This window comes from Halobacterium sp. CBA1132 (assembly GCF_001485535.1).
Classification (GTDB): domain Archaea; phylum Halobacteriota; class Halobacteria; order Halobacteriales; family Halobacteriaceae; genus Halobacterium.
On the sequence record NZ_BCMZ01000001.1, the window covers coordinates 795,362 to 821,596 of the forward strand.

The window sequence follows — 26,235 nt, forward strand, 5'->3', positions numbered from 1 at the left end:
ACTTCTACAGGACGAGCGTGGCGAAGCCGGCGGTCGCCGCGCTAATCGCGAGCCAGCCGGCGAAGTTCCACCACGGCACCTCGCGAAAGCGTGGTCCCGGCAGGTCGTCGGTGTACGTCCAGCGGCCGTCGGCGACGCCGCGGTGGTCGACGAGCGCGTCGTAGCTGGTGGCGAGCGCGGCCGCGAGCGCGACCGCCGACCAGCCGTCGGCGACGAGTAGCGCCGCGCGGAACGCAACGTAGACGGCGCCCGTCCACCCGAACAGCACGTAGACGGGGACGCCAACGACCTTCGGGTCGACGTGGTGTTCGAGCCACCCGATATTGACGACCACTCCTTCCGCGACGAACGCGACAGCGGCGCCGCCGCCGAAGAACGCGAGGACGGCCACCGGAGGCCACGTTAGGGCAGCGTGCGCGAGTGCGAGGACACCGACGGCGGCGACGCTCGCGGCGAACGCGCGATTACTCGGCATACGGGAAGCGGGAACGGCGACCACGAAAAGCTAGTCGGTGAGGCCGTAGCCGCGGCGGAACAGCCAGACGTCGACGGCGAGCACGACGACCGTCAGCGCGGACAGCACGACGAGCGCGGTGTCGGGCTCGATGTCGGAGACGCCGATGATGCCGTAGCGGACGCCGTTGACCATGTACACCATCGGGTTCAGATAGCTCGCGGTGCGCGCGAGCCCGGAGAGCGCGTCGAGGCTGTAGAAGACGCCGCCGAAGAACACGAGCGGCCGGAGGATGAACTGGTTCAGGACCGTGAGGTGGTCGAAGTCCTCCGCGACCAGTCCGCCGATGACGCCGAACGCCGCGAACAGCGTGGTGATGACCCCGAGGAACGCCACCGCGTAGAACGGGTGGGCGAGCGTTCGCACGGGCGTGAACAGCGCGCCGATGACGCCGATGAGCGCGCCGATGAGGACGCCGCGGAGCGCCGAGGAGACGACGTACGCGACGACCATCTCCCAGTACGCCATCGGGCTGGTGAGCGTCTCGTGGATGTACTCGTTCCAGCGCCCGTGGAAGATGGAGAAGGAGGCGTTCTCGAAGGCGTTCGAGACGGCGCCCAGCACCGCCAGTCCTGGGAGGATGAACTGGATGTAGGGGACGCCGCCGATGTCGCTGATGCGTGCGCCGAGGATGACGCCGAACACGCTGAAGTAGAGGACGTTCGTGATGAGCGGCGGCAGGAACGTGTTGTACGGCCGGCGGACGAACCGCAGAATCTCGCGGCGCGTCAGCGCCTTCAGTCCGGTCGAGACGCTCACGGCGCCACCTCCTGTTTCTCCTCGTCGTGACTGCCGCTGCTGCCGTCGGTGGCGTCGCCGCCCGTGCGCGTGATGTCCACGAAGACGTCTTCGAGGCTGGTGCGCGCGACGTCGACATCGAGGACGCGGTGGCCCGCGGCCTCCAGTTGACGGACGGCGACCGGGACGACTTCACTGCCGCTGCTCGCGCGCAGCGACACGGTGGAGCCGTCGACGGTGACGTTGTCGACGCGGTCGTCGTCGATAGTCGGCGTCGAAGTGGGCGCGGCGTCGAGCGTGAGCGTCACCTCGTCGGTGCCGCGCTCGGTGAGGTCGTCCGGGGTCGCCACAGTCACTTTCCGCCCGGAGTCGATGATGGCGACTTGGTCGCAGAGGCGTTCGGCCTCCTCGATGTAGTGCGTCGTGAGGAGGATGGTGGTGCCGTCGTCGTTGAGCCCGCGGATGACCTCCCAGAGGTCGTGGCGGAGTTCCACGTCGACGCCCGCCGTGGGTTCGTCGAGGATGAGGAGGTCGGGGTCGGTGACCATCGCTCGCGCGAGCATGAACCGGCGCTTCATCCCGCCGGAGAGCCAGTCGAAGCGCGTCTCGGCCTTCCCGCCGAGGCCGACGGTTTCGAGGGCGTCGGCCGCGCGCTCGGCGGCCTCCTCGTCGGAGACGCCGTGGTAGCCGGCCTTGTGCATCAGCACCTCGCGAATCGGGAAGAAGCGGTCGACGTTGTACTCCTGGGGCGCGAGGCCGATGGCGTCGCGGGCCTCTTGGTAGTCGTCTTCGACGTCGTACCCGAACACTTCGGCGGTGCCACTGGTCTTGCGGACGAGCCCGACGAGCGTGTTGATGAACGTCGTCTTCCCCGCGCCGTTCGGCCCGAGCAGCCCGAAGAAGGAGCCCTCGGGGACGGACAGCGAGAGGCCGTCGAGCGCGCGGACGTCCCCGTACTCCTTGACGAGGTCGTCGGTGCGTATCGCTGGCGGCATTGAAAGTACGGAAGTCGCGTGACGCGGTTAAGGCCACGGAAGTCGGCGGCCGGTTCTGGGTCAGCCCGTGTTCTGCATGCCCGCGGCGACGCCCATCACGGAGAGGCGGAGCGCGCGCTCGGCGCTCTCGCTGCGGTTCTCGCGGTCCAGCAGTTCGACCTGCAGGAAGTTCAGCGGGTCGACGTAGGGGTTGCGGCGGTCGAGGCTCTCGCGGAGCCACGCGCGGTCGACGAGGTCGTCGCGCCCCGTCACCGACAGCACCTCGTCGCGGGCCTGCTCGTACTCGCCGTCGATGCGCGGCTGGAAGCTCTCGCGGAGGTCGTCGGGCGCGAGCGCGGCGTACTCGTGAGTGATTTCGGGCTCGCTGCGCGCGAGCGCGAGCGCCGCGTTGTCCAGCGTCGTCCGGAAGAACGGCCACTCCTCGTACATCTCTTCGAGGAGGGCGTCGTCCTCGCAGGCCGCCAGCCCCGCGCCGAGGCCGTACCAGCCGGGGATGACACACCGCGTCTGCGTCCACGAGAACACCCACGGAATCGCGCGCAGGTCCTCGACGGCGCGCTCGCCCGTCCGGGAGGCCGGCCGCGACCCGAGGTTGAGGTCTTCGACGACGTCGATGGGCGTTACCGCCTCGAAGTACGAGACGAACCCCTCCGAGTCGAGGAGGTCGCGGTACGCTTCGCGGGCGGTCTCGGCCATCTCTTCCATCGCGTCGACCCACTCGTCGGGGACGTCCGGGTCGTCCTCGCTGATGGCTGCGTGGCGCGCCCGCACCTGCGCGTTCAGCATCTGTTCGAGTTCGCGCTCCGCGATGCGGGGGTTGCCGTACGTCTCCGCGATGGACTCGCCCTGCTGGGTGAACTTCACGTCGCCCGTCACCGTCTCCTTCGGGAGCGCGAGCAGCGCCTCGTTCATCGGGCCGCCGCCCCGCGAGATGGAGCCGCCGCGGCCGTGGAAGAAGCGCACGTCGACATCGTGGTCGTCGCAGATGGCGGCGAGGCGGCGTTGCGCGCGGTCGAGTTGCCAGTTCGCCGCGAGGAACCCGTTCTCCTTGTTGGAGTCGGAGTACCCCAGCATAATCTCCTGCGTGCTGTCGCGGGCGTCGACGAGCGCGCCGTACGCGTCGTTCTCGAACAGCGTGCCGAGAATCTCGCGGGCGTTCGACAGCGCGGAGCGCGTCTCCAGCAGCGGGACGACGTCGAGGCCGCCGTGGTCGGGCAGCGAGAGTACGTCGGCCTGGTCGGCGAGGAAGACCACTTCCAGCACGTGACTCGGCTGTTCGGTCATGCTGATGCAGTACGCGTCGATGGCGTCGGCGCCGTACTCGCGGTGCCAGTCCGCGAGCGCGTCGAAGCGCCCGAGCACGCGCGCCGTCTCGTCGTCGACGCCGTCGGTGTCTTCGAGGTCCAGCACGGGGTCGTCTTGGAGAACCGCCTCCGTGAGGAACTCCACGCGCTCGTCCTCGGTCATCTCGGCGTAGTCGACGCCCTCGCGGGCGAGCGCTTCGCCGACCGCGTGCGTGTGCTTCTCGCGGTGGTCGCGGAGGTCCAGCGCCGCGAGGTAGAAGCCGAACGTCTCCACGCGGCGCACGAACGGCGCGACGTGCTCGTCCGCGACCTTCCCGAGCCCCGCCTCCCGCAGACCGGATTCGAGCGCGCGAGCGTCGTCGAGCAGGCTCTCGGCGTCCGCGTAGCCGCCCGGCTGGACGTCGGTCACGCGGTCGACGCGCTCCCGCACGACGGCGACGACCTGCCGGAACAGTTCGTCGGGGTAGCGCTCGGCGACCTGTTCGACGACCCGCGGGACGACTTCCTCGGCGTCGTCGAGGAGAGTGGCGGCGTCCCCGCTGTCCACGCGCGTGCCGTCCATCGAGAGCGCGCCGAGCAGGTCGTCGAGGTCGTCGAGGTAGCGCTCGGTGACGAGTCGTCGCTGCCGGTCGAGCACGCGCTCGGTGGTCTCGGTGGTGACGTACGGGTTGCCGTCGCGGTCCGACCCCGCCCACGACCGGAACGCCAGCACCTCGGGGACTTCCGGCGGGTCGTCGTAGCGCGCGGCGAGCGCGTCGTCGAGGTCCGCGTACACCTCGGGGACGACGTCGTAGACCGCGTTCGCGAGGTAGAACTGGACGTCGCGCGCCTCGTCGAACGGCGTCGGCTGGCGCTCGCGCACGCGCCGGGTCGTCCACAGCGACTCGATGTTCGCTTCGACGCGGCGCCACGTGCGCTCGCGCTCGCGGGGCGTGAGCCGCCGCTCGTCGAGGCCTTCGAGCAGTTCGCGGATGCGCTTGAGGTGGGCTTTGACGGTCTTCCGCCGGGCTTCCGTCGGGTGCGCGGTGAACGTCGGGACGACGTGGACGTCGTCCAGAATTCCGGCGACTTCGTCGGCGCTGGCACCGGCGTCCGCGAGCACGTCGATGGCGCCGCGTACGCTGTCGGCGAGCGTGCCCTCGGCCTCGCTGCGGCGGAGTTCGCGCACGCGCTCGCGCTCCTCTGCGAGGTTCACGAGTTCGAAGTAACCCGCGAACGCCCGCGAGAGGTCCTCGTAGTCGTCGACGTCGGCGTCGGCGACGACTTCGCGGAGGGCGTCGCGGTCGTCGCGGTCGCCGCGTCGGTAGTCGATGGCCGCAGTTCGCGCGGCTTCGACCGCGTCGTAGGCCGCCGGCGACTCGTGGGCGCGCATCGCGTCGCCGAGCGAGGCGCCGAGTTCACGCACGTCCTCGCGGACGCTCCTGCTGTGCAAATCCATACCACAGGAGTCGTCGTCCGGGGTTTTCAAAATCGGGGTACCCAGAAGATATTGCCACTCGATTGTGAGTAAAGAATTAGACTACGCCGCTGAACTCTCCCACGGCGCCGCCGACGGCGAGTCCTCGGGCGCGACGGAGACGTTCGTCTCGTAGGTCACGCGGTCGTCACGCACGGTGACGTTCACGGTCGCGCTGTAGAGCGCGGGCGCCACCGCCGGCAACCCGCTGTCACGGCTCGCGTACGTATCGCTGGGCACGCTGTCCTCGGCGTTCGGCACGTCCACGACGAACCCGTACCGCCCCTCCGCGTTCTCGCCGTTCGCGACGCGCACGTCGTAGGGCGCGCTCACGTTCTCCGCGAACGTCCAGTTCGCCACCCGCGTCCCGTTCACCGTACCGTCGGTGATGTCGACGGCGACGGTCTCGGCGGGTTCGGTGTGCGTCGCGACCAGCGTCCCGTTCAGGAACGCGGTGACGTTCGTGTCCGTGCCCTCGTCGGCGACTTCGACCCGCCACGACGCCGCGCCGTCGGAGACGTTCACGGTCAGCGGGTCGCCGCCCGTCGGCGTCACGACCGCCTCGAAGCGCCGCGTCTCGCCGACGCCCCTCGCCGCGACCCAGTCGCCCGCGCCGGTCGCGTTCGAGAAGTTCCGCTCGTTGGACTGTGCGACTCGCGTCCCGTTCTCGACGTCCGCGACGGCGGCCGCCGTGACGGTGCCGCCGCTGGCGGTCAACAGCGACGCGTTCGCGTCCCACGTCGCGACGCCGTCGTCGAGGGCCGCGCGCAGGGTGCTCGCGTTCGTGTCGTTGTACGTGTTCGCCTGCACGAGCAGGCCGCCGACGGCGCCCTCGACGGCGCGCTCGTGGCCGACCACGTCGTCGGTCTCGCCGTGGTTCCGGGTCGCGAGGTTCTCCGTGAACACGACGGCGTTCAACACCAGCGCCAGCACCACGAACGCGAGCGCGAGGCCGAGCCCCGCGACGAGCAACAACTGGCCCCGGTCCCGGTCCATGTCTCCCGGAAAAGCGGGCGGCGCACAAAAGGATTGCCGCAGTCATTCGGCGCCACGGCCGCCACAAACGCGAACCACGGGAGGCTTTACCGTCGCTCGCTGTACCACCGGCCATGCGCGTGGTCGTCGTCGGCGCGGGGTCGCTCGGGTCGCTGCTCGCGGGAGCGCTCGCCACGGCGGACGCGGACGTGATACTGCTCGGCCGCGACAGCGAGCACGTCCGCCGCGTCCACGAGGACGGTCTCCGGTTCACGCACCCGGACGGCAGCGACGAACGAATTTCTCTCGACGTGGCGTCCGAACGAGCGGCTGCCGCGGACGCTGACCTGCTCGTCGTCTGCGTGAAGAGCTACGACACCAACGAGGCCATCACCGGCGTCGCGGAACACCTCGGTGACGCGGACGTACTCACGCTCCAAAACGGCCTCGGGAACGCCGAGACGATTGCCGAGCACGTCCCCCGAGAGCGCGTGCTCGCGGGGACGACGACGCACGGCGCGGTCATCGAAGCGCCCGGCCACGTCCGGCACGCGGGCCGCGGCGACACGACGCTCGGCCGGTACTTCGCGGCGAACGACGCGCGCGTCGACGCCGTCGCGGACTGCCTGACCGCGGCCGGCGTCGAGACCACCGTCACCGACGACCCCGAGGCCGCGGTGTGGACGAAAGTCCTCGTGAACGCGGGCATCAACGCGGCGACGGCGCTGGCGCGCGTGCCGAACGGCGCGCTCGTCGAGTCCGAACACGGCGAGCGCGTGCTCCGGCGCGCCGTCGAAGAAGGGGTCGCCGTCGCGCGCTCCGAGGGAATCGCTGTCCCGGACGACGTCGTCGAGCGCACGCGAACGGTCGCCGAGCGCACCGCGTCGAACCGCTCGTCGATGCGACAGGACGTCGAGCGCGGCGGCCGCACGGAAATCGAGGCGCTGAACGGTGCGCTCGTCCGGCGCGGCGCGAGTCACGGCGTCGAGACGCCGGTCAACGAGACGCTCGCCGACCTCGTGCGACTCACCGAAGAAAAGTAAGACCGCAGGGCGCGCGTTACGCCTCGCTGCGGGTGATTTCGTAGGAGAACTGCATCGCGTTCTCCGGCATGATTTTCACCGACCACGCCCCCGAACTGGGGTCGTCGAGCCGGTAGCGGAACTGCTGGCTCTCGGGGCCGCTGGTGTACGTTCCGTCGGTCGCCGCGCGCTGGCGCGAACTACCGAGGTCGACGCTCCCGCGGTTGGTCACGCTGACGCGCTCGGCGTCGACTTCGGTGCCGTTCGGCGCGACGAACGTCACGTCGAACGACGCCGGCTCGCTGTCCGCGCTCCGGTACCGGCTCGCGGACAGGTCGAGGGTGACGTTCTCGGTGTCGTCGCTCACTTCGAACGACGTCTGGTAGGGCTGGTCGGGCTGGGTCCACACTTGGAATCGGAGGCTGACGCGCTGCCAGTACGAGGACTGGTCGGGGCGCGCCGGGTCCTTCAGTCCGAGGTCGAGTTCGGCGCGGTAGTCACCGCGGTCCGCGTCGCCGGGCGGCGTGACCGTGACCGAGATGGTCGCGGTCTCGCCGGGCGCAATCTCGTTGGGCGCGTCGATTTCGACCCACGAGCGTTCGAGCGTGTCGCGGCCGTTGTACGGCCGGTAGCGGTCCTCGGTGACGAGTTCGGGGCCGACCGGCACCGCCTGCTCGCCGGTGTTCTCCACGACGAACTCGCGGGTGAACGAGTCACCGGCCTGCACCTGCGAGTGCACGTACGTGTCCGAGACGATGCGCACGTTCGGTTCCTGCCACACTTCCACACTCAGAGAGACGCCGTTGACCGGCTGTGCCGGCCGACCGGGGTACGAAATCGTCTCGTTCGTGAGCGCGATTTCGCCGGCGTAGCGGTTGAGTTCGGCGTCCTCGGGCACGGAGACGGTGACGTCGAAGGAGCGCTCCTCGCCGGCCTCGATTTCGAGGTCGGAGGTCCCGATGGAGACCCACTCCGAGTTCATGGGTCGTTCGCCGCGCGGCGGCACGAACAGGTGCGGGGAGAGCGTCACGGCCTCGTCCTCGCCGTTTTCGACGGTTATCGTGACGGTGTCGCTCTCGCCGGGCTTGAGGCGGAGGCTCCGGTACTGTTCGTCGACGTAGAGTCGCGTGTAGTTCCGCTCACTGTCCGACTGCTGGGCCGCGTCCGCGTTCACGTTCGCGTCGGCGGACGGGGCCGAGTCGGCGGCGGGGCTGTTCGGCTGTGCGAGTGCCGTCGCGCCCGCTGCCGAGACGACGAGCACGGCAGCGACGGCGACGGCGGTAATCGTTCGGGCGTTCATGTGTACCTGCCAGTCCCGGCAGCGCTATCGCTACGTCGCAGTACCAATCAGGGCTCGCGGGGACCAGCGTCAGTACTGTCAACTGGTCGGCTATTAGTAACTCGGTTAAGTCAAACGCGGATAGAACGCCCGACAGATTCTTGTGGGTGCGACGGACGTCCGACGTCAGGCTTCGCTGGGACGCGGGCAGTCGTAGGTGTCCCGAACGGTGTCTGCCAGCACCGAGTCCTTGTGGGCAACGAGATAGACGATGACGAAGTCGTGTTCGAGCGGCCGGAAGACGAACACCTCGTGCTCGTCGTCCGCGTCCTCGTCGAGGCGGTCGACGAGCGGTTCCAGCGGGAGCGCTCCCGTCCGAATCTCCTCGAAGACGTCGCGCTCTCCGGGCTGTTGGGCGAACGCGTACACCGCGCCGTTCGGTTCGCCGTCCGCGCTGAACGTCGGGCGGCCCTGCACGCCGTCGCCCTCCTGTCGGGCTTGCTCCATCGTTTCGAGCGCGGCCTCGAACAGGCCCGTGACGGCGTCGGCGTACGTGAACAGCGTGCGCTTGCGGACGTCGAGGGCGGCGAAGCGCGCGTCACCGTCGCTCCACGTCAGCGTCGCGTCGACGAGGTAGCCCGGCCGGAGCGCGTCGACTGCGTCGGCGAGGTCGTCGTAGCCGTCGGCGGCCACGCGGACTGGCTCGTAGTCGGCCCGGTCGAGCAACAGGAGGTCGTCGGCGTGCTCGGGGGCGGCGCCGAGCACGCGGAACGTGCTCTCCGTCGTACTCTCCATGCGCCGAGATTGCGCGCGAGAAGGATAAGGCCGTCCGTCTGTGCGTCCGACAGTTCCCGTCGAGTCCTCGGTCAGTCCGCGGAGACGCGGCCGGCGTCGTCGCTGCTGTCCGCGCAGCGGCGCTCGATGTCGACGACGCGGAGGTCGCCGTCGAGCGTGACGTCCATCGCTTCGTCGTCCAGTGCAATCGTCACCGAGACTCGCGTCGGGTCCGCCTCGTACGTCGTCGACGCGTCGGTCACGCACCACGGGAGCGTCCAGTGCTTGCGGGTGTCCAGTTCGACGCCGTGGTCGGCGTGGAACGCCACGACGCTGGAGTTGTCCAGCAGCGACAGCCCGACCGGCGAGGAGATGGTGTGCTGGCACTGCCCGCACGTGTGGTCGACGCTCACGTCCAGTCCGAGCACGCCCTCCTCGTCGGGGACGATGTCGGTGTCCACGCGGCCGCCGCACTCCGGGCAGACGCCGTCCGCGGCCAGACAGTGCAGGTGGCGCACGCGCTGGTCGAACGCCGCCTCGATCTCGGTCGTCGAGCGGTCGCGCAGCCCGCCCGGCGGGAACGCGTACCGACCGTAGACGCTCTCGCAGTCCGCACACCGGACGGTGAGGCGCTCGTCGGCGTACGCGGCTTCGAGGCTGCCGCCGCAGTCGAAGCACTCGCCGGTCACGGGGAACTCCAGTTCGACTCGCTCGGTGAACGTCCCCGCGAGGATGGCGCGGACGACTTTCTCGCCGGCGTACTGGAACTCGTAGCCACCTTCGACCTGCCGCACGAAGTGGTCGGTGAGTTTCGAGAGGTGGTAGTTGAACTGCGCGCTGTCACTCATCCCGACGCGCTTGCGGAGGTCCGAGAACGCGACCGGCTGGTCGGGCGCCAGCCACAGCTCTTGGAGGATAGTGATTCGGGTCTCGTTGCCCAACAACGCGAACGCCTCGGCGGGCGGCAGACTGTCGTCGAGGCTGCCGTCCGGGTCGAGGGGCGCGCCGTCGAGGGGGGTGTCGGAGCCGCTCATACGCCCGCGTACGGCGACACGAGTGATAAGCCCTCGCAAAAACCCAGTTACGTGACTCAGGCGAGGGGCGTCGCCAGCACCACGGCGGCCGCCGTCGCGAACACGCCGAGGGCGAACAGGCCGACGTTCCAGACGGTGCTGTCGGCGGGCGTCAACCCCAGCGAGTAGCGCTTGCCCGACACCGGCCACAGCGCCGCGACGCCCATCGGCGTGAGCGCGTCCGCCAGCAGGTGCGCGAGAATCGCGAGCGCCGCCGCGGCGCCCGCACCCACGGTGAGTTCGACTGCTCGCTCGGACGCAATCCCCAGTCCCGTGGGGCCGGTGAGCACCCACGCCGCGCCGCCGACGACGACACCGACGACGCCCGCGAACAGCAGCGTGTGCGTGACGCCGCGGTGCGAAATCAGTGGAACGTCGTGGTCGGCGTCGGGCAGCGGCGTCAACGCGAGCACGAGCGCCAGCCCCGCTGCGGCCGCGACGACGCGACCGAGCGAACCCAAGACGTACAGCACTGGCGCGTACGCGAGTAGCGCGACGCCGTAGTGGCCACTCCGGTACACACCCACCCCTCGGTCCCGAGCAAGTAGAACGTTCCGGGAGTCAGGGCCGCCGCACGAGCAACACCGCGCCGACGACGAACGCCAACACGTACGCGGGGTGGCCCTGCGCGTACGCCACTGCTTCCGGCAGCGCCGCGCTCACGTCTCCCGTCGCGACGGCGGTGTCGAGCGACTGGTCGGGCGCCTGCGCCCACAGCGCGAAGTGCGCTATCGCCGCCACGCCGAACGCCACGCCGATCAACTGGTAGGCCCGGTCCGCCAGCGCGTCCCCGAACGTATCCGTGAGTCCCATACGCGAGTGGTGGCGCCGACAGTAGAAAAACCGTCCGCAGTCGTGCGACTCGCTGCTCGAAGTTTGGGTGCGTTTGGACGCACAGCCGTCGCTACGTAGTGTGGCGTCTCAAAGAAGTGGAAACGTCAGCCGTCACTGAAAGCGACGGCGGATAGGACTTAGTTGCGGACGAGGTTCGTCGCGCGCGGGCCCTTGGGGGACGATTCGATGTCGAACTCGACTTCCTGACCCTCTTCGAGGTCCGGACCGCCGACGTCCTCCATGTGGAAGAACACGTCCTCGTCGTCGTCCACGTCGTCGCTGTCAGTCGAAATGAAACCGTAGCCGCCAGTGTCGTTGAAGAAGTCAACCTTGCCTTCTGCCATTACAATACATCGTAGGGCCGCTTCGGGGATAACGCTTCCGAGAGTCGAGTTACCACGGACCTCGTGGGTTGTGCGGCCCCACTCGACTACTGTTAAGGGCATCCAGCAGCGAGCTACCGGCATGTCAGCGTTCGAAGCGCGCACCCGGCGTTGCCAGCAGCGACTCCGGGAGCGCGACGCCAGCGGCGCCGTCCTGTTCCCGAGTCCGAACTGCTACTACCTCGCCGGCTTCCGCGAGGAGCCGGGCGAGCGCCACCTCTTCCTGTTTGTGCCCGCGGACGGCGACCCGGCGTTCGTCGCGCCCGAGCTGTACGACGAACAGCTCCGCGAGGCGACGTGGGTCGCTGATGTTCGGACGTGGGCGGACGGCGAGGATCCGACCGAGTTGGTCGCCGAGACCGCCAGCGACCTCGGGATGACCGACGGCGAACTGCTCGTGGACCCGACGATGTGGGCGCGGTTCACGCAGGACCTCCGCGCGGCGCTCCCGGACGCGACGTGGGGGCTCGCGGACGACGTGCTCGCGCCGCTGCGCGTGCGGAAAGACGACGCCGAGTTGGACGCGCTCGGTCGCGCAGCCGACGCCGCGGACGCCGCGATTCAGGACGTCCGCAACCTCGGCGCGGATGCGGTCGGGATGACCGAGCGCGACCTCGCGGCGTTCGTGGAGGACCGTCTCGCCGCGCACGGCGGCGACGGCACGTCGTTCGAGACAATCGTCGGGAGCGGCCCGAACGGCGCGAAACCTCACCACCACCGCTCCGAGCGCGAGATTCGCCGCGGCGACCCCGTGGTGTTGGACTTCGGGACGCGCGTCGACGGCTACCCGAGCGACCAGACGCGCACGGTCGTGTTCGCGGGTGACCCCCCGGAGGAGTTCGAGCGCGTCCACGACGTCGTCCGCGAAGCACAGCAGGCCGCGGTCGACGCGGTCGAACCGGGCGTCCCCGCCGAGGACGTGGACGCCGCCGCGCGCGAGGTCATCGAGAACGCCGGCTACGGCGACCAGTTCGTCCACCGCACGGGCCACGGCGTCGGCCTCGACGTCCACGAGGAGCCGTACATCGTCGACGGCAACGACCGCCCGCTGGAGGCGGGCATGGTGTTCTCTGTCGAGCCGGGTGTCTACCTCGACGGCGAGTTCGGCGTGCGCATCGAGGACCTCGTCGCGGTCACCGACGACGGCTGCCGGCGCCTCAACGACACGCCGCGGGGCTGGCGGCCGTAGCCCGGCGGCGAATCCTCAGTCTGCGGGAGCCGGCCCGACTCCGGCGGTGTTTCGTTCCGAAATGGTTGCGCTTTTGTCCGCGCCACTCCGACCACGACGTAGTCGTGGTCCCGAACCCGTTCAGTCGACTCCTCCGCGAAATCGGGCTGGCGCTGGCGCGACTCGGACTCGTCTCCGAGGAGCGCGCGCTCCGCACGTCGGAACTGGCGTGGCCGCGCATCGTCACCGGCGTCGCGCGCATGTCCAAGAGCGCCGCCGACGTCGCGATGGTCGGCGTCGCTCTCGGCAGTTCCGCCATCGCCGGCGTCGGGTTCGCGGGGCCGTTCTGGGGCGCCGCGTTCAGCCTCGGTGGCGGCCTCGCGGCCGGAACCATCGCGCTCGTCTCCCAGCGGTTCAGCGCCGAAGCCTACGACGAACTCGGGCAGGCCATCCGGTCGAGCGCGCTGCTGGTGTTCGCGACGACGCTCCCCGTGGCGGCGCTGTTCTACCTGTTCCCCGTCGAACTCATCGACCTGCTGACCGACGACCCGGTCGCCGTCGCGTACGGCGCCGACTACCTCCGCGTGCTCGCGTTCGGCGTGCCGTTCGCCGGCCTCAACCTCGTCGGTAGTCGCGCGCTCATCGGCGCCGACGACTCGTGGACCGCGATGGTGTTGCGCGCGGGCGGCGCCGTCGTCAACATCGGGCTGAACGCGGTGTTCATCTTCGCGCTCGGGTGGGGCGTCGCGGGCGCCGCGCTCGGCACCGTCGTCAGCAACGTGGTCATCGTCGCGGCGTTCGTCGTCGGCATCACCCGGGGCCGCCTCCCGCTCGTCGGCGCGTTCCCCGTCACCGTCTCGCCGTTCGGCGGCTACTGGGACCGCGAGACGTGTCGCGACGTCGTCAGCATCGGCCTGCCCGTCGTCGGCCGGAACTCCGTCTGGACGGGCGCGCGCTTCCCGCTGCTCGCGTTCGTCGGCATGCTCGGCTCCGAAGTGGTCGCGGCGTACGTCGTCACGCGACGCATCTGGGGCATCATGAACGCGCCCGGCTGGGGATTCGGGCTCGCGGCGTCCAGCCTCGTCGGTCAAGAACTCGGCCACGGTGACGAGTCCACCGCGGAAGCCTACGGCCGCGAAATCGTCCTGTTCTCGGTCGCCACGTACGCGCTGTTCGCCGCGCTCGTGGCGGTCTTCGCGCGCGACATCGTCGTGCTGTTCGTCGAGGACCCCAGCTCTGCGAGCGTCCACATCGCCGTCGGAATGGTGTACGCGGCCGCGCTCGCCATCATCCCGCAGGGTGTCACCGCGGCCGTCGCGGGCGCGCTTGACGCGACGGGCGACACCCGGTGGCCGTTCTACAGCAAGGCGTTGGGGATGTTCGGGCTCGCCATCCCGCTGGTCTACCTCGGCGCCACCACGTCGCTGGGCCTCTGGGGCATCTACCTCGCGTTCTTCGCGGAGACGCTCACGCCCGCGTTCATCAACTACTACCGCTTCGCGACCGGGAAGTGGAAGGCGATTAGTCGCGGGTATCGGCCGGAAGCCGCGACCGACGACTGAGAAGAAAGCCGTGGGGGGGAGTTGAACCCCCGACCGGTCGATTACAAATCGACTGCTCTGGCCACTGAGCTACCACGGCGCGCGTCGCCACCTCAACGTACAGCCAACGACGAAATAACCCCTTTGATACCCGCCGGCTTCGCCGCCCGACTCCGTGACGGCGCGCGTGGCCCGCCGCGACCGGCGACGAGCTTTTTGTGTGTGCCGGGCGACCGTCCCGATGATGCACTGGAGTGGTCGCGCGTGAGTCTGTCCGTGTCCAGCCCGGCGTTCGACGACGGCGCCCGGATTCCCGAGAAGTACGGCCACGACGCCGCGAACGTCAACCCGCCGCTGTCGGTGGCGGGCGTCCCCGACGACGCGGAGTCGCTGGCGCTCGTCGTGGACGACCCGGACGCCCGCGAGCCGGCGGGGAAGGTCTGGGACCACTGGACGGTGTGGAACGTCCCGCCGAGCGTCGATGAAATCCCCGAGAACTGGGATGCGAGCGCCGACGGCGCCACCGAGGGGACGAACGACTTCGACGAGCGCGGGTACGGCGGGCCGGCGCCGCCGGACCGCGAACACACGTATCAGTTCAAGCTGTACGCGCTCGACACGGAACTCGACCTGCCCGAGTCGGCGGGCCGCGAGGACGTCGAAGCCGCAGTCGAGGGCCACGTCCTCGACGACGCGCTCCTCGAAGGGACGTACGCGCCCTGACGCGCGAGCGCCCGCGAAGAGTACGGCATTTACGCGAGCGCCGCCTTTTCGGGATATGGTCGCGCCGCTCGCCGTCGACATCGACGGCACGCTGAGTCGCCCGGACCGGTCCATCGACAGCCGCGTGCTGGACGTGCTTCGGGAGTGGGACGCGCCGGTCGTGATTGCGACCGGGAAGGCGCTGCCGTACCCGGTCGCGCTCTGCCAGTTCGTCGGCGTCGCGGAGCGCGTCATCGCGGAGAACGGCGGCGTCGCGTACGTCGACGACGAACTGTTCTACTTCGGTGACAGGGACGCCGCCGCGGACGTGCGCGAGGCGTTCGCGGACGCGGGCTTCGACCTCGGCTGGGGGGAGTCGGACCTCGTGAACCGCTGGCGGGAGACCGAACTCGCGGTCAACCGCGAGCGTCCGCTGGACGTGCTCACCGACCTCGCCGACGAGCACGGCCTGAGCGTCGTGGACACGGGGTTCGCGTACCACGTGAAGGCCACCGAACCGAGCAAGGGCGACGCGCTGAACGTGGTCGCCGAGGAACTCGGCTACGAACCGGGGGACTTCGCCGCAGTCGGCGACTCCGCGAACGACGTGGAACTGTTCGAAGCGGCGGGCGAGTCGTACGCCGTGGCGAACGCCGACGACGCCGCCCGCAGCGCCGCCGGGGTGGTGCTCGACGAGTCCTACGCCGACGGCTTCCTCGCGGCGACGCGGCGCATCCGCGGCGAGTAGCGAGTCGGGGAATTTAGTGGCGCCGCGCGAACCACCGCACATGGACTTGGCAGCGCGCCTCGCCGACGCGCCGTCGCCGACGATGACGCTGCTTCCCGACGGGAGCGTCGACCGCCGGTACGGTGTGCTCGACCGCGAGAACGCCCCCGCGAGCCGTGAGGCGTTCGTCGAGCAGTTGTCGGGCGGCCAGCGGTCGTTCGTCACGGAGCACCGTGGCGTCGAACCCGGCGGGCAGGCGGTCAACGCCGCGATACAGGCCCGGGAACTCGGCGCGGACGTCGACCTGTACGGCCACCTCGACCACGAGGTGTTCGGCGTGCTCGACGCCGACACCGCGTCGATGGGCGCGCCCGCGTCCGTGAACGTCTACGAGTTCGAGGACTCGGCGGTCATGTTTACGACGGAGTCGGCGGACATCCGGTCGTGGACGTACGACGACCTCGCGGCGGCGGGCGGCGACGCGGCCCTGGACGCGGACGCGGTCGTGTGGACGAACTGGGCGTCGTTCCCGAACGCCACGGACGCGCTCTTGCGCGCCGCCGACCGCCCCGGCGATGGCGGCGTGTTCGTCCTCGACCCGGGCGGTGTCACGGCGCGAACGGCGGCGGAGCGCGCGGCGTTCGTGGACGCGCTGGGCGCGCTCGCGGACCGCTACAGCGTGGTGGTGAGCGCGAACGCCGAGGAGCTCGGGTCGATAGCGTCGACGGTCGGCGTCGAGGGGAGCGTCGTCGAGCAGGTCCGAGAACTCCGCGACCTCGCGGGAATCACCGGCGTCGTGATGCACGGGGAGCGCCGCGCGGTCGCGGGAACACGTGGCGGCGTCGTGAACGTGCCGAACTTCGAGTTGGCCGGCGTCTCCCGGTTCACTGGGGGCGGCGACCGCTTCTCGGGGGCACTCGGGTTCGCGCGGGCCTGCGGGTGGGCGTGGGAGCCGTCGCTATGGCTCGCGAACGCGTGTGCGTCCTACTACATCGGGACGGGACTGACCGGTGACCGCACCGCAATCGGGACGTACAGCGCGGAGACGACCGCGCTGGCGGGGGAGAGCCGCAACGATTAACAATCAGTCAGCCGACAAAACGAGCGATGAGCGGTGACCCGAAGAACTCCGGCGAAGGCCCGAACGCTGGCGGCGTCCGCGACGGGACGACGCTCGTTCTCGGCGACGGCAGTCACGACGCCGCCTGCCGCCGGCTCGCCGACGAGTGCGCCGGCGACGCGTACCGCGTCCGCGCGACCACCGACGCGGCCGACGGGCGCTGCTGCGCGGGCGTCGACGACCTCTACGACACGGGGGCGTACGACGCCATCGCGCTCCCGGAGGCCGGCGTCGTGGTGTCTGATACGATTGCGAACCTCGACGCGCCGGCGGGTCGACTCGTCGTCTGCGTCGACGGGCTACCGCGGCCGACCGGCGACGACGAGCGCCGGACACTCCTCCAGTTCCTCCACGCCGTCACGCACCGCGTCGGCGCCGCGAACGGTCGGTGTCACGTCCACCTCGGAGTGGACGCCGACGACGACCTCGCGGCGGTCGTGGAACCGCTGTTCGAGACGGTCGTAGACGCCGACAGCGACTGACGGTCAGTCGTCGGCCGCGAGGTCGTCGCCGCGGCCGTCCTCGAACTCCGCGCTCTCGGGCACGTCGGCCGTGTCGTGGACGCCGACCGGCGGGAGGTTCACGTCGGCAGCGGGCGACTCCGCGAGGTCGATGTCGCCGTCGATGCCCGCCATCTCGCCGTCGGCGTCGCGCGCGTCTTGGTCGATGCGCATCGAGCAGAACTCGACGCCGCACATCGAGCAGAAGCGCGCGTCCTCGTAGTTGTCGCCGGGCAGCGTCTGGTCGTGGTAGTCGCGGGCGCGCTCGGGGTCGAGCGCGAGGTCGAACTGCCGCGACCAGTCGAAGTCGTAGCGCGCCTCCGAGAGCGCGTCGTCCCAGTCGCGGGCGCCCGGGAGGCCGGCGGCGACGTCGCCGGCGTGGGCGGCGATGCGGTACGCGGCCATCCCGTCGCGGACGTCCTCGGCGTCCGGCAGCCCGAGGTGTTCTTTCGGCGTGACGTAACACAGCATCGCGGCGCCCGCTCGGGCTGCTTCGGTCGCGCCGATGGCGCTGGTGATGTGGTCGTAGCCGGGCGCGACGTCGGTGACCAGCGGCCCGAGGACGTAGAACGGCGCGCCGTCGCAGACCTCCTGCTGGCGCTCCACGTTCTCCCGAACCTCGTCCATCGGGACGTGGCCGGGGCCTTCGACCATTACTTGCACGCCGTGGTCCCACGCGACCTGCGTGAGGTTGCCGAGCGTCTCCAGTTCCGCGAACTGGGCGTCGTCGCTGGCGTCGGCCAGCGACCCCGGGCGGAGGCCGTCGCCAAGCGAGAACGTCACGTCGTGCTCGCGGAAAATCTCGCAAATTTCCTCGAAGTGTGTGAACAGGGGGTTCTGGGCGGCGTTCTCCTCCATCCACTGCGCGAGAATCGACCCGCCGCGGGAGACGATGCCCGTGGTGCGGCCGTCCGTCAGCGGGAGGTGTTCGGCGAGCACGCCCGCGTGGATGGTCATGTAGTCGACGCCCTGTTCGGCCTGCTTCTCGATGACGTCGAGCAGCAGGTCGGGCGTGATGTCGGGCACGTCGTCGACGCGCGTGACGGCCTCGTAGATGGGGACCGTGCCGACGGGGACCGGCGAGTGTTCGACCTGCATCTCGCGGATGTCGTCGAGGTTCTCGCCCGTCGAGAGGTCCATCACGGTGTCGGCGCCGTAGTGGACCGCGCTGTGGAGCTTCCGGAGTTCCTCCTCGCGGCTGCTGGTCGTCTCGCTGTTCCCGATGTTGGCGTTCACCTTCGTCGCGAACTCCCGCCCGATGACCATCGGGTCGAGGGCGTCGTGGCTGTGGTTGCTCGGCACGACGGCCTGCCCGTCCGCGACCTGCTGGCGGACGAACTCGGGGTCGCGGTTCTCGCGCTCGGCGACTCGCTCCATCGCGGGGGTGATCGTTCTGTCGCGGGCGCGTTCGAGCTGCGTCGGCATGAATAACTAGGTGGTAGAACTAGGTAATAAAACGTGGTGGTGGGGACGACAGCTATGCAACCACGGTTTCGAAGAACGACTAATCTGGGATGACGGCTCTGGTATAGATTTATTGAACGGAAAGGAAAGACCGTCGTCCTTCCAAGAATTCGTTGATCATCCGTTCTCCACGGTCATCAATTAGATTCGTGATATCCGTGATATCAGAGTATTTATTAAACTCCTCTGAGCTAATTCCGGTGAACTTTTCGAGTTCGGATTTTAGCCACGGATCCGAGATCTGATCAAGGGACTTCGTCCCCTTTGATACGTTCTCCTTCTCAGGGATCTCTGCTAGGTTTGCGATATGATGCTCGTATTTTTCGAGACCTTCATCTGGTGTTCCTTCGAACTCCTTACTGGGGATGATGTGGTCGATAGACATTTTTCCGACATCAGTCGGTCTGGTTCCCGTTAGTGCGTAGTAATACCGCAATAGGACTTTCACTCTGAGACTCGGATTCTTATTATTCAGTTGATTCTGTCCTTCGATTTGCCCCTCTTCGACTAAGCTTCTGAGTAAATCCTCCCAGTCTTCCGACGCCACCGGATCGAATAACGGACTATCCTCAGTCAAATTCTTCAAATTATTCGCAGTACGTGTGTCACTAGAGCCGCTCCAGAGACGGGTAACGTACTCGTATATCATCCGATCGAACAGAACCGCACCCTTATTTTGGAAACTTTGGAATTTCCCCGAGGTGGTTGAAGAGGGCTCACCCAGTAACTCCCAGTATTTCAACATACAGAGAAGATAGTTTACCGCAACTGCTTCTGATGTCATTCGTACTAGTGGATCATTCCAAGACTTCCAGAAGCTGAGTAGGCTGTGACCGGAGGTGAACGATTCAACTTGATTGATTTTCTGCTCTAATTCGGTCGAGCTCCAGTTGATCGTCTCCGTTTTGGCGAGCGCCTCAAAATCTTCCTTAGAAATCCCATTCAGGTAGTATCCGCTCATTAATTTGAATCCGATACGGACTTCGCGCTCGAAGCTATAGCCGCTGTTCGGAAAAATTGTCGGAATTTCTAGCCGGCTATACAAGGTCGCTGGTCTGTCCCACCGTACTGCTTCTTGATGAGATACTTCCATCTCCTTCTCGTATAGGGTTTTAATATCCGAAAGGATAGCCTCACTTGGATCTTCTAACTCAATGTTATATGCCGGCTTAGCCGAGAGGATTTCGACCGCGGTCAAGTCTGTCCCCTCGCTATTGATAATCTCGAAAATCTTCTTTTCGTCGTTTGCACTGGCATCACGGACCTCCATATATCCGATTTTTCTGTTGCTTAGGGTGGTGTCTAGACCTTCAAGCGCCTCGAATGCACGAAGTACTTGATCCCAGTTCCTGTCGATCTCTTTCCGTATCGTCTTCTCAGTCGAATTCCCGCCTTCTCCCGGATCTTTGCCACTCATCAACCAGTTGTAGAGTTCGTCTTGGTCGAAGGCTTCTATTTCCGGTGTCGTCCGCCCACCTGATCGGTATTCGATCCAATCTAGCAACTGCTCCGTGTCGACGTACCGATACCCATCCGTCGGATCGGCAATGTAGTCCAATCCGTTGACCTCATCTCTGAAGTCAAACGGTTTTGTAATGCCACTCGATTTTCTCCGTTTTGGATGGACTGTAAGTATGATATCTAGTAATCGGATTAGATTTTCATCCTCACCGTGGTCTGAGGTTTCAGCATACGAGTCCGGGTCTTGCGCGTCTCTATCCGGTTGTGCTTCATTTTCTTCGGGTTCCTCGAACTCGCCAAAGTACTGGTCGACGTATCTCCAGTACTGTTCACGGAGATCATCTTCAGAGACACTCAGATTAAAACCAATCGCGGAGCGTGCCCAATCATACACTTTCTCGGGGTTTCTCATCTCGTCTAACGCGAACCGTCGCTGTCGTCCATCGAGTAGATACTTTTTGCCAGCATCTTTCGATAGGACGATAACTCCGAGAGGATATCCTTTGAAAACGCTAAGACAGAGTTTGAAATTATCTTTATCCGTCCACGTGAGCTTCCGCTGGAAACGAGGTAACTCTATTTGACTATCGTCAACAAATGAATTGATTGACTCGGTATTGAGATCATACCCGGGCATTCTTTGACGTTTGAATCTGTATATATAAATTAGTTACCATGATGTGCCAATTTAGATAAATGATATATGGCTGATTGACATCGATAATTTCTATTCAGTAAGTGACTATAGAACCGCGGGGCTCAGGCGTGGGGCGCGAAGACCTCCTCGTGGAGGCGCCCGGTGACCAAGTCCAGCAGCGTCTGGAGGTTCTGCGTGTCGTAGCGGTTGTACTCCACGAGCTTGTCGAGGGCGGCCTCGTCGCCGTCCTCGTAACGGTGCCAGAGCCGGACGGCCTCGCGGCCGTCGACGTCCATTCCGTCGCGGTCGATGCCGAGGTCCTGCTCGATTTGCTTGAGGCCGCCGGTCAGGTCGAGGCGCCGGCAGAGGTACATCAAGTCGAGGTGCGGAGCGTCGACGTTGACGTCGTAGTTGTGCTCGACGAACGGCTGGTCGAAGCGCTTCCCGTTGAACGAAACCACGAGCGAGGCGTCCAAGAGTTCCGCGAGGTTCTCGCTGGTGAGGTCGTCGCCGCGAACGAGCGTCTCCGTGCTCCCGCCGTGGTGGACGCTCACCGTCGTCACGTCGCTGGAGCGCTTGTCGAGGCCGGTGGTCTCGATGTCGAAGAACGCGACGTCGTCGGCGACGTTCTCGTAGAGCCGCCAGAGCGCGTTGTTCGGGAAGGTCTCGGCGAAGAACTGGGTGTCGCCCGTGTCGAGCGCGGCCCGCGCGTCGTCGATGAACGCGTGGACGTTCTCGGCGGTGGTCTCCCCGACGCCGGGCGCGCTCGCGTCGAAGTCGTCCCAGTGCGTGACGCCGTGCTGCCAGAGGCGTCGCTCGGTGGTCTCGCCGACGCCGGGTGCGGGAATGAACGAGTTCTCGGCGCGCATACTACTCGGTGGACGCCTGCGGTACAAAGGCGTCGCGGTCCGGTACTCCTCAGTCCAGCCCCTCCCGTACGAACGTCTTGATGCCGCGGCGGAGGCGCTCGCTGACCGCCTGCGAGGAGACCCCGAGTTCGTCGGCGACGTCGGACAGCGACGCCTGCCGGGGGACGTCGTAGTAGCCCAGTTCGGCGGCGGTCACGAGGGCCTCGCGCTGTTTCGCGGAGAGCCCGTACTCGTCGCCGAGCGCTGTCTCGGTGTCGCTGTAGACGCCGCGCAGGGTGACGTCGACGCCGCGCGCTTCGACGCGCGGCTGGAACTCCGAGAGGCTCTCCCGGTTCGGGAAGCGGAGTCGCGCCTCCACGCCGTCCGCCGAGGAGGTGACGCCGAGGCGGGAGGCCTCCATGCGGTCGTCCATCGGGTACAGCGTTACCGGCGTGTCCTCGCTGACGGAGACGCGGTAGAGGCGGTGGTCGTCGCCGTCCTCGACGAGCGCGGCGTCGTCGACTGTCGGGTCGTCCTCGACGGCGCTCTCGAAGCGGTCGAGGTCGCCCTCCGACGCCCACACGAACAACACCGGTTCGTCGGGGTCGGCGGCGACGGCCTGTTCGACGTCGAGGTGCACGCCGCTCTCTTCGAGCGACGGCATCAGCGGCAGTCCCGGATGGCGGAACGTGAATTCGGCGATGACCCCCACGACTGCACCGAGAACCCGGGTGCAGAAATATCAAACGGTTGTTATTATTGGCGATAATTAGCGGGTGTACGCCAAGGCTCACCCGAGGTGGGATACGACCGCTATCGGGGCGTCTGCGGACAGTAACCTGTCTGATTGCGACGCACCTGAACCCGAGGCCTTCCCAGTAATGGTTTTAAATACTCCGCGGAAAGATTGTGTCTGTATTCTGACTCGTCTGCTCGGTGGCCGCCGGAAGGCTTCAGTTCGCCCGGCGCGTACCCCACGGCGTGCGTCGAATCGCGCTCGCCCTCGCCGCCGGCGTCCTCGCGCAGGCCGCGCTTCTCGCAGTCGTCTCCGGCATGCCACACCACCACCCGACCGCCGGGACGCTCGCGTTCCGTGTGGCCTCGGTCGGCGTCGTCGGCGGATTTGTCGCCGCGACTGCCGCCGGCCGCGCGCCGCTCCGTGCGGGCGCTGCGACCGGTTCCGTCGCGGGACTCGGTGTCGGCGCGGGGTTCTGGTGGCTCGTCTTCCACGGGGACACGGTCGGCGTCTTCCACCACCTCCACTACGCGCTCGTGACGACGCCCGCGCTCGTCGACCTCATCGCGGGTGCGCCGCGTCTCGGCGTCGCGGGCGTCTCACTCGTTGTCGCGTTCGCGTTCGCCGCCAGCGGCGCGCTCGGCGGATACGCCGTGAGTCGTCGACCGTGACTACGTCGCCGCGCGCGACGCGACCAGCGCCAGCACCCACGTGACGACGAATCCGATGGCTGTTCCGGCCGGCCCGCCAGCCACGAACCGAACGCCCGTCGCCACGAGCAGGTAGCACGCGACGACCGCGACGCAAGCCGCCAGCGCCCACGCGACGCCTGCGAGGTGGGAGTCGACGACGTCCGTCCACGAGTCCTCGTAGACGTTCGGCACGGCGACACCCGCCAACATCACGACGGCCAGCGCGTCGCGCTCGACGGCCACGTGCGAGAAGGCGAGCGCGCCACCCCCGACGAGTGCGGCGACGACCGACGTCGCGGTGACGGCGAACTCCACGCTGACGAGCCACGCCCGGAACCGTGTGAGTGCAGACATACGACATCGTTCTCTCCGGACGGCTTGAACGTAGCGCCGAGTCGCGCGCGCCGAACCCGGACCGCAACGCGTTAGGGGCGGTGGTGTCGTACGTGGTGACGGTATGACGCTACTGTGCGCCGACGCGGTCGTCTGCGACGCCGAGCAGGTCATCGAGGACGGCGCGGTCGTCGTCGCCGGCGACCGCATCGAAGCGGTCGGCGACCGCGCGGCCCTCGCGGACGCGTACCCGGACCACGAGCGCGTCGAGTGCGACCTGCTCGCGCCCGGGCTCGTCGGCGCGCACGTCCACTCCGTGCAGAGCCTCGGCCGCGGCATCGCGGACGACGAGGAACTGCTGGACTGGCTGTTCGACCACGTGCTCCCGATGGAGGCGTCGATGGGCGCCGACGAGATGCGCGCGGCCGCGGACCTCGGCTACCTCGAAATGGTCGAGTCGGGAACGACGACCGTCGTCGACCACCTCTCGGTCGCGCACGCCGAGGAGGCGTTCGACGCCGCCGTCGACGCCGGCATCCGCGCGCTCATGGGGAAAGTCCTGATGGACAAGGACTCCCCAGACGGCCTCGTCGAGGACACGGACGCCGCACTCGCGGAGTCCGAGCGCCTCATCCGCGAGTACGACGGTGCGGGCGGCGGCCGCGTCCGGTACGCGGTCACCCCGCGCTTCGCCGTCTCCTGCACCGAGGAGTGCCTGCGCGGCTGCCGCGAGTTGGCCGACGAGTACGACGTGCGCATCCACACGCACGCCAGCGAGAACCGCGGCGAAATCGAGACCGTCGAGGACGAGACGGGGATGCGCAACGTCCACTGGCTCGACGAGGTCGGCCTCACCGGCGAGGACGTGGTGCTCGCGCACTGCGTGTGGACCGACGAAACCGAGCGCGAGGTGCTCGCCGAGACGGGGACGCACGTCACGCACTGCCCGTCCTCGAACATGAAACTCGCCTCCGGCGTCGCGCCGATTCGGGACTACCTCGACCGCGGCATCAACGTCGCGCTCGGCAACGACGGCCCGCCCTGCAACAACACGCTGGACGCGTTCACGGAGATGCGCCAGGCCAGCCTCCTCGGGAAGGTCGAAGACCTCGACCCGACCGCGATTCCCGCGCGCGCCGTCTTCGAGATGGCGACCCGCAACGGCGCGGCGGCCGCGGGCTTCGAGGACGTCGGGAAACTCCGCGAGGGGTGGAAGGCGGACGTCGTCGGCCTCACCACGGACAACGCGCGCTCGACGCCGATTCACGACCCGTACTCGCATCTCGCGTTCGCGGCGCACGGCGACGACGTGACGTTCACGATGGTCGACGGCGAACTCCTCTACCGGGACGGCGAGCACGTCCGACTGGACGACGCCGGCATCCGGGAGCGCGCCCGCGAGTTCGCGCGAGCGTACTGATTCCGGCACCACGCTTTTCGGGCGGGCGCACGCACCCCTAGGTAGATGTCTGGAAGCGAGCCAGTTCAGTGTCCCATCTGTGGCTGGACGGGCCACGCCAGCGACCTCGACGAGGCGGCGTCGGGGTCGGCGTGCCCGACCTGCGGCGAACCCGTCAGCGCGCCGTCGGCCTGACGGCCAGCCCGCCGCGACCTCCTCGTATTTTCACGTCACTCGGGGTCGGCGCTGTCGTCGAATCGGACTGACACGACGACGCGACAACGATAACAACGTTTTCAAGCGCACCGGCCGGAGGTGAGTGCATGAATCGCGGTCTGGCGTGTTGGGTGGTCGGGTTGCTCGTCGTCGCGGCTGTCGCCGCGCCAGCGGCGGGCGCCGGTGCGCCGACCGGCCCGTTCGGACTGGCACAGGAAGACTTCGACCCGGACGACGTGACGCTGTCCGCGGCGCTGGACGAGGACGGCAGCGCCGGGTGGTCGTTCAAGTATCGGATGGCGTTGACGACGGAGAACGAGACGCAGGCGTTCGAGGAACTGCAGGCCGACGTCGAGCAGAACCGCTCGGCGTACATTGACCGCTTCCGGTCCCGCATCGAGTCGACGGTCGCGAGCGCGGAGAACGCGACCGGACGCAACATGAGCGTCGCGGACGTCGGCGTGGAGACGCGCCTCCAGAGCGGCACGGAGTTCTCGGAGTCGTACGGGTTCGTGGTGTACACCTTCGAGTGGAGCGGGTTCGCCGCGACAGACGGCGAGCGAATCGTCGCCGGGGACGCGCTGGAGGGCTTCTACTTGAACAACGAGACGTCGCTGCAGTTCTCGTGGTCGGACGGCTACACGGCCACGGACGTCGACCCGCCGGCCGACGAGTCGACGGCGACGTCGGTGCAGTGGCTCGGCCCCGAGGAGTTCGCCACGAATCAGCCGCTCGTCGTCCTCGAACCGGCGGACCCGGCAGACACGACGGAGGGGACGACACCCGGCTCCAGCGGCGAGAGCAGCGTCGTCTTGCCCGCGATCGTGGGGGCTGTCGTGGCCGTCCTCGTCGTCGCCGCTGTGGGCTGGCTGTACCTACGTCGTGACGACGATGGCGCGGACGGAACCGGGCCGACCGAAACGACTCCGGGCGGTGGCGGCGACGACGCGGCCGGCAGCGCCAAGTCCGTCGACGAGGAGTCGAACGCGAACGCGGAGGGAGGAACGGCGACGGAGCCGCCCGCGGAGCTGTTGAGCAACGAGGAGCGCGTCGAGCGGTTCCTCAGCGAGCAGGGCGGTCGCGCGAAACAGCAAGACGTCGTCGAGGCGATGGGCTGGACGGAGGCCAAGACCAGCCAAGTGGTCAAGGAGATGCGCGAGAACGACGACTTGGAGTCGTTCCGCATCGGCCGCGAGAACGTCCTGAAGCTCCCGGACGCCGACATCAGCGAGGAGTAGCCTTCCTTTCCGAACGTTTTCTGCGGGCGGCGAGCACGTTCGATAGCCCTGCTAGTGCCGCCCGAGCGAAGTCGTAGCACGGCGGCCGCGATGCGGCATCTCCTTA

Annotated in this window: 27 protein-coding genes and 1 tRNA gene; 11 read left to right on the forward strand and 17 right to left on the reverse strand. The window is 67.8% G+C overall.

The genetic code is table 11. The features are described 5' to 3' along the window. Positions 1-4: 4 nt before the first annotated feature. The 5 genes from AVZ66_RS04150 to AVZ66_RS04170 all read right to left on the reverse strand — a co-directional run bounded on the left by AVZ66_RS04150 (position 5) and on the right by AVZ66_RS04170 (position 6,003). Positions 5-475 (reverse strand): carotenoid biosynthesis protein, encoded by a 471-nt coding sequence (locus tag AVZ66_RS04150; protein ID WP_058982100.1) that lies wholly within the window; start codon positions 473-475, stop codon positions 5-7. A gap of 30 nt (positions 476-505) precedes the next feature. Then, positions 506-1,273, reverse strand: a complete 768-nt coding sequence (locus tag AVZ66_RS04155; protein WP_058982102.1) for an ABC transporter permease — start codon at positions 1,271-1,273, stop codon at positions 506-508. Then, entirely contained in the window at positions 1,270-2,247 is a 978-nt protein-coding gene (locus tag AVZ66_RS04160; protein WP_058982107.1) for an ABC transporter ATP-binding protein, read from the reverse strand. The genes AVZ66_RS04155 and AVZ66_RS04160 overlap by 4 nt, the downstream gene beginning before the upstream one ends. Before the next feature lie 60 nt (positions 2,248-2,307). Beyond that, entirely contained in the window at positions 2,308-4,989 is a 2,682-nt protein-coding gene (gene ppc, locus AVZ66_RS04165; RefSeq protein WP_058982108.1) for a phosphoenolpyruvate carboxylase, read from the reverse strand. 81 nt (positions 4,990-5,070) lie between these two features. Continuing rightward, positions 5,071-6,003, reverse strand: a complete 933-nt coding sequence (locus AVZ66_RS04170) for a hypothetical protein (RefSeq protein WP_058982110.1) — start codon at positions 6,001-6,003, stop codon at positions 5,071-5,073. Between the two features lie 113 nt (positions 6,004-6,116). On the opposite strand from AVZ66_RS04170, the gene AVZ66_RS04175 reads away from it, so the two are divergent. After that, a complete protein-coding gene (locus AVZ66_RS04175) occupies positions 6,117-7,025 on the forward strand; it encodes a ketopantoate reductase family protein (RefSeq protein ID WP_058982112.1) in 909 nt (302 codons plus the stop codon). Between the two features lie 16 nt (positions 7,026-7,041). Here AVZ66_RS04175 and AVZ66_RS04180 read toward each other — a convergent pair whose 3' ends face one another. The 6 genes from AVZ66_RS04180 to AVZ66_RS04205 form a co-directional block, all read right to left on the reverse strand. Beyond that, on the reverse strand, positions 7,042-8,304 hold the full coding sequence (locus AVZ66_RS04180) for a hypothetical protein (RefSeq protein WP_058982114.1): 1,263 nt from the start codon (positions 8,302-8,304) through the stop codon (positions 7,042-7,044). A 165-nt stretch (positions 8,305-8,469) separates the two neighbouring features. Continuing rightward, complete coding sequence (locus AVZ66_RS04185; RefSeq protein WP_058982116.1) at positions 8,470-9,078, reverse strand: DUF6663 family protein; 609 nt, start codon at positions 9,076-9,078, stop codon at positions 8,470-8,472. A 71-nt stretch (positions 9,079-9,149) separates the two neighbouring features. Further along, positions 9,150-10,091, reverse strand: coding sequence for a helix-turn-helix domain-containing protein (locus AVZ66_RS04190; RefSeq protein WP_058982118.1), 942 nt, complete (start codon positions 10,089-10,091; stop codon positions 9,150-9,152). A 56-nt stretch (positions 10,092-10,147) separates the two neighbouring features. After that, positions 10,148-10,651, reverse strand: coding sequence for a metal-dependent hydrolase (locus AVZ66_RS04195; RefSeq protein ID WP_058982119.1), 504 nt, complete (start codon positions 10,649-10,651; stop codon positions 10,148-10,150). A gap of 40 nt (positions 10,652-10,691) precedes the next feature. After that, on the reverse strand, positions 10,692-10,943 hold the full coding sequence (locus AVZ66_RS04200; protein ID WP_058982121.1) for a hypothetical protein: 252 nt from the start codon (positions 10,941-10,943) through the stop codon (positions 10,692-10,694). A 158-nt stretch (positions 10,944-11,101) separates the two neighbouring features. Next, the gene (locus AVZ66_RS04205; RefSeq protein WP_058982123.1) at positions 11,102-11,308 is read right to left on the reverse strand and encodes a cold-shock protein; all 207 of its coding nucleotides are present in this window, start codon (positions 11,306-11,308) and stop codon (positions 11,102-11,104) included. A 121-nt stretch (positions 11,309-11,429) separates the two neighbouring features. On the opposite strand from AVZ66_RS04205, the gene AVZ66_RS04210 reads away from it, so the two are divergent. Beyond that, the gene (locus tag AVZ66_RS04210) at positions 11,430-12,536 is read left to right on the forward strand and encodes a Xaa-Pro peptidase family protein (protein ID WP_058982125.1); all 1,107 of its coding nucleotides are present in this window, start codon (positions 11,430-11,432) and stop codon (positions 12,534-12,536) included. A gap of 104 nt (positions 12,537-12,640) precedes the next feature. After that, positions 12,641-14,077 (forward strand): MATE family efflux transporter, encoded by a 1,437-nt coding sequence (locus AVZ66_RS04215; RefSeq protein WP_157575594.1) that lies wholly within the window; start codon positions 12,641-12,643, stop codon positions 14,075-14,077. 6 nt (positions 14,078-14,083) lie between these two features. Here AVZ66_RS04215 and AVZ66_RS04220 read toward each other — a convergent pair. Beyond that, positions 14,084-14,156: transfer RNA gene (locus tag AVZ66_RS04220), tRNA-Thr, on the reverse strand. Positions 14,157-14,320: 164 nt separating this feature from the next. On the opposite strand from AVZ66_RS04220, the gene AVZ66_RS04225 reads away from it, so the two are divergent. Genes AVZ66_RS04225 through AVZ66_RS04240 form a run of 4 tightly spaced genes read left to right on the forward strand, consistent with a single transcriptional unit; the run spans position 14,321 to position 17,087 of the window. After that, positions 14,321-14,779 (forward strand): YbhB/YbcL family Raf kinase inhibitor-like protein, encoded by a 459-nt coding sequence (locus AVZ66_RS04225; protein WP_197407720.1) that lies wholly within the window; start codon positions 14,321-14,323, stop codon positions 14,777-14,779. 55 nt (positions 14,780-14,834) lie between these two features. Then, positions 14,835-15,506 carry a phosphoglycolate phosphatase gene (locus tag AVZ66_RS04230; RefSeq protein WP_058982128.1) on the forward strand — a complete coding sequence of 224 codons (672 nt, stop codon included), beginning with the start codon at positions 14,835-14,837 and terminating at the stop codon, positions 15,504-15,506. Positions 15,507-15,546: 40 nt separating this feature from the next. Then, a complete protein-coding gene (locus AVZ66_RS04235) occupies positions 15,547-16,566 on the forward strand; it encodes a carbohydrate kinase family protein (RefSeq protein ID WP_058982129.1) in 1,020 nt (339 codons plus the stop codon). Positions 16,567-16,592: 26 nt separating this feature from the next. Continuing rightward, complete coding sequence (locus AVZ66_RS04240; RefSeq protein WP_058982131.1) at positions 16,593-17,087, forward strand: hypothetical protein; 495 nt, start codon at positions 16,593-16,595, stop codon at positions 17,085-17,087. Between the two features lie 3 nt (positions 17,088-17,090). Here AVZ66_RS04240 and thiC read toward each other — a convergent pair whose 3' ends face one another. The 4 genes from thiC to AVZ66_RS04260 all read right to left on the reverse strand — a co-directional run bounded on the left by thiC (position 17,091) and on the right by AVZ66_RS04260 (position 22,227). Beyond that, positions 17,091-18,530 carry a phosphomethylpyrimidine synthase ThiC gene (gene thiC, locus AVZ66_RS04245; RefSeq protein ID WP_058982133.1) on the reverse strand — a complete coding sequence of 480 codons (1,440 nt, stop codon included), beginning with the start codon at positions 18,528-18,530 and terminating at the stop codon, positions 17,091-17,093. A gap of 109 nt (positions 18,531-18,639) precedes the next feature. Then, positions 18,640-20,667, reverse strand: coding sequence for a DUF262 domain-containing protein (locus AVZ66_RS04250; RefSeq protein WP_058982135.1), 2,028 nt, complete (start codon positions 20,665-20,667; stop codon positions 18,640-18,642). Between the two features lie 122 nt (positions 20,668-20,789). Beyond that, a complete protein-coding gene (locus tag AVZ66_RS04255) occupies positions 20,790-21,536 on the reverse strand; it encodes a ribonuclease H-like domain-containing protein (protein WP_058982137.1) in 747 nt (248 codons plus the stop codon). Positions 21,537-21,585: 49 nt separating this feature from the next. Further along, positions 21,586-22,227: a helix-turn-helix domain-containing protein gene (locus tag AVZ66_RS04260; RefSeq protein WP_157575595.1), complete on the reverse strand. Its 642-nt coding sequence runs from the start codon at positions 22,225-22,227 to the stop codon at positions 21,586-21,588. A 269-nt stretch (positions 22,228-22,496) separates the two neighbouring features. Here AVZ66_RS04260 and AVZ66_RS04265 point away from each other — a divergent pair, with 269 nt between their 5' ends. Further along, positions 22,497-22,922 carry a hypothetical protein gene (locus tag AVZ66_RS04265; protein ID WP_058982139.1) on the forward strand — a complete coding sequence of 142 codons (426 nt, stop codon included), beginning with the start codon at positions 22,497-22,499 and terminating at the stop codon, positions 22,920-22,922. On the opposite strand, the gene AVZ66_RS04270 is transcribed toward AVZ66_RS04265, so the two are convergent. Next, positions 22,923-23,297 carry a hypothetical protein gene (locus AVZ66_RS04270; protein WP_058982141.1) on the reverse strand — a complete coding sequence of 125 codons (375 nt, stop codon included), beginning with the start codon at positions 23,295-23,297 and terminating at the stop codon, positions 22,923-22,925. It lies immediately after the preceding gene. Positions 23,298-23,400: 103 nt separating this feature from the next. On the opposite strand from AVZ66_RS04270, the gene AVZ66_RS04275 reads away from it, so the two are divergent. The 3 genes from AVZ66_RS04275 (at position 23,401) to AVZ66_RS04280 (ending at position 26,129) form a co-directional block, all read left to right on the forward strand. Beyond that, complete coding sequence (locus AVZ66_RS04275) at positions 23,401-24,696, forward strand: 5'-deoxyadenosine deaminase (protein WP_058982142.1); 1,296 nt, start codon at positions 23,401-23,403, stop codon at positions 24,694-24,696. Between the two features lie 45 nt (positions 24,697-24,741). After that, the gene (locus AVZ66_RS17030) at positions 24,742-24,870 is read left to right on the forward strand and encodes a hypothetical protein (protein WP_269432459.1); all 129 of its coding nucleotides are present in this window, start codon (positions 24,742-24,744) and stop codon (positions 24,868-24,870) included. Between the two features lie 128 nt (positions 24,871-24,998). Further along, on the forward strand, positions 24,999-26,129 hold the full coding sequence (locus AVZ66_RS04280) for a hypothetical protein (RefSeq protein ID WP_058982144.1): 1,131 nt from the start codon (positions 24,999-25,001) through the stop codon (positions 26,127-26,129). Positions 26,130-26,235 lie beyond the last annotated feature (106 nt).

Bases quoted from the DNA above. Each gene is read 5' to 3' on its own strand.
- AVZ66_RS04150 (WP_058982100.1), bottom strand. From the start codon at position 475: ATGCCGAGTAATCGCGCGTTCGCCGCGAGCGTCGCCGCCGTCGGTGTC.
- AVZ66_RS04160 (WP_058982107.1), bottom strand. From the start codon at position 2,247: ATGCCGCCAGCGATACGCACCGACGACCTCGTCAAGGAGTACGGGGAC.
- ppc (WP_058982108.1), bottom strand. From the start codon at position 4,989: ATGGATTTGCACAGCAGGAGCGTCCGCGAGGACGTGCGTGAACTCGGC.
- AVZ66_RS04170 (WP_058982110.1), bottom strand. From the start codon at position 6,003: ATGGACCGGGACCGGGGCCAGTTGTTGCTCGTCGCGGGGCTCGGCCTC.
- AVZ66_RS04175 (WP_058982112.1), top strand. From the start codon at position 6,117: ATGCGCGTGGTCGTCGTCGGCGCGGGGTCGCTCGGGTCGCTGCTCGCG.
- AVZ66_RS04180 (WP_058982114.1), bottom strand. From the start codon at position 8,304: ATGAACGCCCGAACGATTACCGCCGTCGCCGTCGCTGCCGTGCTCGTC.
- AVZ66_RS04185 (WP_058982116.1), bottom strand. From the start codon at position 9,078: ATGGAGAGTACGACGGAGAGCACGTTCCGCGTGCTCGGCGCCGCCCCC.
- AVZ66_RS04190 (WP_058982118.1), bottom strand. From the start codon at position 10,091: ATGAGCGGCTCCGACACCCCCCTCGACGGCGCGCCCCTCGACCCGGAC.
- AVZ66_RS04200 (WP_058982121.1), bottom strand. From the start codon at position 10,943: ATGGGACTCACGGATACGTTCGGGGACGCGCTGGCGGACCGGGCCTAC.
- AVZ66_RS04205 (WP_058982123.1), bottom strand. From the start codon at position 11,308: ATGGCAGAAGGCAAGGTTGACTTCTTCAACGACACTGGCGGCTACGGT.
- AVZ66_RS04210 (WP_058982125.1), top strand. From the start codon at position 11,430: ATGTCAGCGTTCGAAGCGCGCACCCGGCGTTGCCAGCAGCGACTCCGG.
- AVZ66_RS04230 (WP_058982128.1), top strand. From the start codon at position 14,835: ATGGTCGCGCCGCTCGCCGTCGACATCGACGGCACGCTGAGTCGCCCG.
- AVZ66_RS04235 (WP_058982129.1), top strand. From the start codon at position 15,547: ATGGACTTGGCAGCGCGCCTCGCCGACGCGCCGTCGCCGACGATGACG.
- AVZ66_RS04240 (WP_058982131.1), top strand. From the start codon at position 16,593: ATGAGCGGTGACCCGAAGAACTCCGGCGAAGGCCCGAACGCTGGCGGC.
- thiC (WP_058982133.1), bottom strand. From the start codon at position 18,530: ATGCCGACGCAGCTCGAACGCGCCCGCGACAGAACGATCACCCCCGCG.
- AVZ66_RS04250 (WP_058982135.1), bottom strand. From the start codon at position 20,667: ATGCCCGGGTATGATCTCAATACCGAGTCAATCAATTCATTTGTTGAC.
- AVZ66_RS04255 (WP_058982137.1), bottom strand. From the start codon at position 21,536: ATGCGCGCCGAGAACTCGTTCATTCCCGCACCCGGCGTCGGCGAGACC.
- AVZ66_RS04270 (WP_058982141.1), bottom strand. From the start codon at position 23,297: ATGTCTGCACTCACACGGTTCCGGGCGTGGCTCGTCAGCGTGGAGTTC.
- AVZ66_RS04275 (WP_058982142.1), top strand. From the start codon at position 23,401: ATGACGCTACTGTGCGCCGACGCGGTCGTCTGCGACGCCGAGCAGGTC.
- AVZ66_RS17030 (WP_269432459.1), top strand. From the start codon at position 24,742: ATGTCTGGAAGCGAGCCAGTTCAGTGTCCCATCTGTGGCTGGACGGGC.
- AVZ66_RS04280 (WP_058982144.1), top strand. From the start codon at position 24,999: ATGAATCGCGGTCTGGCGTGTTGGGTGGTCGGGTTGCTCGTCGTCGCG.